Here is a 4,633-nt window from a genome sequence, read left to right as displayed (position 1 = left end):
CCTGGCCGGTGCCAGCGGCAATCTGGCGTCACTGGGAGAAAGGGGAGGCGAGGTGGAGGCGGCCCTGGCCCGGGAGCTGGGGCTCGGCCTGGCCATGGCACCCTGGCATGCCGCGCGCGACACGGTGGCCGAGCTCGCCGGTTGGCTGTCCCTGGTGACCGGCTCGCTCGCGAAGATCGGGCTGGATGTCCTGCTGCTCGCCCAGAACGAGGTCGGCGAGGTCCGACCCGGCGCCGGTGGCGGCTCGTCGACCATGCCGCACAAGGCCAACCCGGTCGCAGCGGAAGTGCTGGTGACACTGGGATGCACCAGCGCCGGGCGGCTGGCCGCCATGCATCATGCCTTGCTCCACGCCCATGAACGGGACGGCAGCGCCTGGCTCGCCGAGTGGCTGAACCTGCCGGATCTTTTGGTCGGAGCCGGTGCCGCCTCGCGCACTGCGTTGGTCTTGCTGCAGGATCTGGTCATCGACGCGGACGCCATGACCAGGCGCGCCACCGCGGCGCCGGGCCTGCTGTTCTCCGAGCCGGCCGTGTTCGCGCTGGCCGCGGTCATGCCGCGCGGCGAGGCGGAAAAGCAGGTCGCCGCCGCCGCGAAGACGGCGCTGGCCGACGGGCGTCATCTGGTCGATGTGCTGGCAGAATCGCTGGGCCCGGTCATCGACTGGACGGCATTGCGCCGGCTGGACGGCACCGTGGCCGCCGCGACGAAACGAACCCGAGAAATCGTCCAGGCACTACGCGCGCCTGGAGTCAGTGCAGCAGAGCCAGCGGCCACAAGGCCAGGGCCGGGATAGCGGCTATCAGCACCAGCCGGATCAGGTCCGCCAGCACGAAGGGCAGGACGCCGGCATAGGTGTCCCGGATGGGCACCCGCTCGGCGATCGCGCTGACGACGAACACGTTCAGGCCGATCGGTGGCGCCGACAGGCCGATGCCCACCACGATCAGCACCAGGATGCCGAACCAGATCGCGGTCTGCTCCGCCGTCAGGCCGAAGTCGAGCCCGGCCACCACCGGGAAGAACACGGGCAGGGTCAGGAGGATCATGGCCAGCTCGTCCATCACCGCACCCAGGCCGATATAGGTGAGCAGGATCAGGGCGAGCACGCCATAGGGCGGCAGGCCGCTCTCGGCGATCCAGCGGGCGAGCATGCCGGGCATCTGGGTGAGCGTCAGAAAGCTGTTGAACAGCTCCGCACCCAGGAGGATCGCCGCGATCATGCCGGTGGTCTCGGCGGTGCGCAGCAGGCAGCGCATCACCCCGGCCAGATCCAGGCGGCGCGTCACCAGGGTCAGCAGCAGCATCGCGATGGCACCCACCGCCGCCCCCTCGGTGGGCGTGAACACGCCGCCATAGATGCCGCCCAGCACCACGAGGCCGATCAGGACCGCCGGCCAGACCCGGGCCAGGGCCGCACGGCGCTCGGCGGGCGAATGCGGCGGGTGGGCGGGCGCCAGCTCCGGCCTCAGCCGGACCCGGATCGCGACGGTGAGGCAATAGAAGAGGGCCGCGAGCAGGCCCGGGATCAGCGCTGCCGCGAACAGCTTGACGATGTTCTGCTCGGTGGTGATGGCATAGACGATCAGGATGATCGAGGGCGGGATCAGGATGCCGAGCGTGCCGCCCACCGCGACCGTGCCGGTCGCGAGCGAATCGGCATAGCCGAAGCGGCGGAACTCCGGCAGGGCCGCCCGGGAGAAGGTCGCGGCGGTCGCGACCGACGAGCCGCAGATGGCGCCGAACACGGTGCACGCACCGATCACCGCCATGGCCAGCCCGCCGCGCTTGTGCCCCACGAACCCGCTGGCCGCCCGGAACAGGTCGCGCGCGAGCCCCGACTGCTCGGCGAAGGCGCCCATCAGCACGAACAGCGGGATGACCGACAAGCTGTAGTTGGCGAAGAGATAATAGGGGGTCGTCTTGATGGCGTTGAGGAAGACCGGCCAGCCCGAGAGGGCGACATAGCCGGCACTGCCGGTGAGCAGCATGGCCAGGCCCACCGGCACGCGGACGGCGATCAGGAGCAGGAGGGCGACGAAGCCCGCCGAGGCCAGGACCAGACCGCTCATGATCTTCCGGTCGCCAGCCGGATCGCCGTGACCAGCGCCACGGCGGCGAGCAGGCCAGCCAGCAGGGCGGTCGCCACGATCACCGGCCCCACCGGAATGCCGGCCGACATCGAGGTGGTGCCGTAGCCGATCTCCTCCAGCCCGCCCTTGAACGCCTGCCAGGCGATCAGCACCGCGAACCCTGCCCAGGTCAGGTCCCAGAACGCGTCCAGGAGCCGCCTGCCGCGTGGCGACATCCAGCCGGTGAAGGTGTCGACCATGATGTTGCCGCGCCGTGCCTGGCAGAACGGCAGGAAAGCGAACACGGCAAGGGCGGTCGCCATCTCCATCATCTCGAAATCGCCGTCGATGCCGCTGCCCAGGAGCCAGCGCAGGAGCACGCTGGCCGTCACGATCCCGCCGGCCAGGAGCAGCACGATCCCGCCGCACCAGGCGGTGATCCGGGTCACCCCCTCGACCAGCCGGCCGGCGGGCTGGGCGTCCTCGACCCCGGTCACGCCGCGTACTTGGCGAGCGTGGCCCTGGCATCCTCGAGCAGGGCGGCACCGTCCTGGGTAGCCTGGACCCAGCCATCCACGACCGGCCGGGTCGCCTCGATCCAGCGCTCGGTCTCGTCCGGCTGGATCTCGACGATCTCGTTGCCGCGCTCCTCGGCGAGCTTGCGCGCGACCGGCGCCTCCTCGTCCCAGGCCCTGGCCGCCATGGCGGACGCGGTCTGCCCGGACAGGCCGTCCAGCACCGCCTTGAGATCGTCCGGCAGCCGGGCGTAGCTGTCCCGGTTCATCACCAGGCAGTGGGCCGAGGTGTAGAGCGTCGGCGTGCCGTCCGCGAACTCGGTATGGGCCGAGACCAGTTCCTGCAGCTTCAACGCCGGCACGACCTCCCAGGGCACGATGGCGCCCTCGATGACCCCCTGGGCGATGCTTTCGGGCACCTGGGGCACGGGCATGCCGACCGCGGCGGCACCCAGGGCCTTGAGGGCCTCGCCGGTCAGCCTCGATGGGAAGCGCAGCTTGCGGCCCTGCATGTCCTCCAGTTTGCGGATCGGCGTCCTGCTGTGGATCACGCCCTGGTCGTTGGCCCAAAAGCAGATCGGATGCACGGCGCCGAACTCTGCTGTGAGGTTCCGCTCGGCGAAGTCCTGGAGTGCCTTCGAGTTCACCGCCGACGTCCTGGCGCCCAGGAACGGCAGCTCGAAGGTCTCGATCCTGGGGAAGCGGCCGGCCGTGTAGCCGGGCAGGGTCCAGACCAGGTCGACCACCCCGTCCTTGGCCTGGTCGAACAGCTGGGGTGGTTTGCCGCCCAGGCTCATGGCCGGATAGATGTCGATCTGCAGCCGGCCGTCGCTCGCCGCCAGGACCTGTTCGGCCCAGGGCTGGAGGAAGCGTACCTGGCAGTTGGAGGTGGGCGGCAGGAAATGGTGCAGCTTCAGCGTCACCTCGGCCGCCCTGGCACGGCCCGTGCGCAGGATCGCCGGTGCCGCGACCGCCCCGCCGGCCAGCACCAGGAGACGCCGCCGCGTCGTTCCCGGCCCGAAACTCGATCGGTCCATCGAATGGCCTCCCCGATAGACGTTATTTGTTCGGTCCTGACCGAAGGATCGGCAGGAAACCGGCACGTCGTCATCGCAACCATGCCGGGCGACTATGCCGGCGGATCTTCGCGACTGCCACTATCGGGGCAGGTCTTCCGGACTTCGATCGGACTGGAAACGATCGCCGGACCTTTTCCCTTCCGGTCCGGGCGGCGATCCGCGAGACTTCGCAACCGGCACCAGCCGGAGGGGAGCCGAAGCGGGGAGGCAGATGCGCACCCAGGTCGCGATCATCGGTGCCGGCCCGGCCGGGCTGCTGCTCGGCCAGCTGCTGGGTCGGGCCGGGATCGACACGGTGATCGTCGAGCGGAGCAGCCGGGCCCATGTCCTGTCCCGGATCAGGGCAGGGGTGCTGGAGCAGGGCATGGCCGACCTGCTGGTCGAGGCGGGTGCGGGCGAGCGCCTCCTGCGGGAAGGGCTGGTCCATCACGGGGTATGGCTGGCGTTTGCCAACCGCCGCCACCGGATCGACCTCACGGGGCTCACCGGCGGCCGGCACGTCACCGTCTATGGCCAGACCGAGGTCACCCGCGACCTGCTCCAGGCGCGCGACGCCATGGGAGCGCCGATCTTCTTCTCCGCCCCGGCCATCGGGATCGAGCGGTTCGACGGCAAGAGCCCCGTCGTCCGCTTCACCCGTGACGGCGTGACCGAGGAACTGAGCTGCGACTTCGTCGCGGGCTGCGACGGCTCGCACGGCATCTGCCGGCAGCTGGTGCCGGGCCACGTCATCCGGACCTTCGAGCGGACCTACCCGTTCGGCTGGCTGGGCCTCCTGGCGGACGTGCCGCCAGCTTCGGACGAGCTGGTCTACGCCAATCACGAACGGGGTTTTGCGCTCTGCTCGATGCGCTCGCACACCCGCAGCCGCTACTACGTCCAGGTGCCGACCGGCGAGAAGGTCGAGGACTGGCCGGACGAGCGGTTCTATGAGGAACTGTGCCGGCGCCTGCCCGACGAGATCGCG

5 protein-coding genes are annotated in these 4,633 nt (G+C 70.2%); 2 read left to right on the top strand and 3 right to left on the bottom strand.

Features of this window, described 5'->3' with window-relative positions:
• On the top strand, positions 1-796 hold a 796-nt coding region (locus VNS22_RS19815; RefSeq protein ID WP_325735487.1), incomplete at its 5' end, for a lyase family protein.
• Here VNS22_RS19815 and VNS22_RS19810 read toward each other — a convergent pair.
• The 3 genes from VNS22_RS19810 to VNS22_RS19800 are packed head-to-tail and all read right to left on the bottom strand — an operon-like array spanning position 753 to position 3,624.
• Positions 753-2,072 (bottom strand): TRAP transporter large permease, encoded by a 1,320-nt coding sequence (locus VNS22_RS19810; protein ID WP_325735485.1) that lies wholly within the window; start codon positions 2,070-2,072, stop codon positions 753-755. The genes VNS22_RS19815 and VNS22_RS19810 overlap by 44 nt on opposite strands.
• The gene (locus VNS22_RS19805; RefSeq protein WP_325735483.1) at positions 2,069-2,569 is read right to left on the bottom strand and encodes a TRAP transporter small permease; all 501 of its coding nucleotides are present in this window, start codon (positions 2,567-2,569) and stop codon (positions 2,069-2,071) included. The genes VNS22_RS19810 and VNS22_RS19805 overlap by 4 nt, the downstream gene beginning before the upstream one ends.
• Positions 2,566-3,624 (bottom strand): TRAP transporter substrate-binding protein, encoded by a 1,059-nt coding sequence (locus VNS22_RS19800; protein WP_325735481.1) that lies wholly within the window; start codon positions 3,622-3,624, stop codon positions 2,566-2,568. Before VNS22_RS19800 ends, VNS22_RS19805 begins: the two co-directional genes overlap by 4 nt.
• Before the next feature lie 253 nt (positions 3,625-3,877).
• On the opposite strand from VNS22_RS19800, the gene VNS22_RS19795 reads away from it, so the two are divergent.
• On the top strand, positions 3,878-4,633 hold a 756-nt coding region (locus tag VNS22_RS19795), incomplete at its 3' end, for a 4-hydroxybenzoate 3-monooxygenase (RefSeq protein ID WP_325735479.1).

Origin of the sequence: Geminicoccus sp., assembly GCF_035556675.1 — a bacterium.
Taxonomy (GTDB): Bacteria; Pseudomonadota; Alphaproteobacteria; order Geminicoccales; family Geminicoccaceae; genus Geminicoccus.
This window is presented reverse-complemented; position numbering and strand designations above follow the sequence as displayed.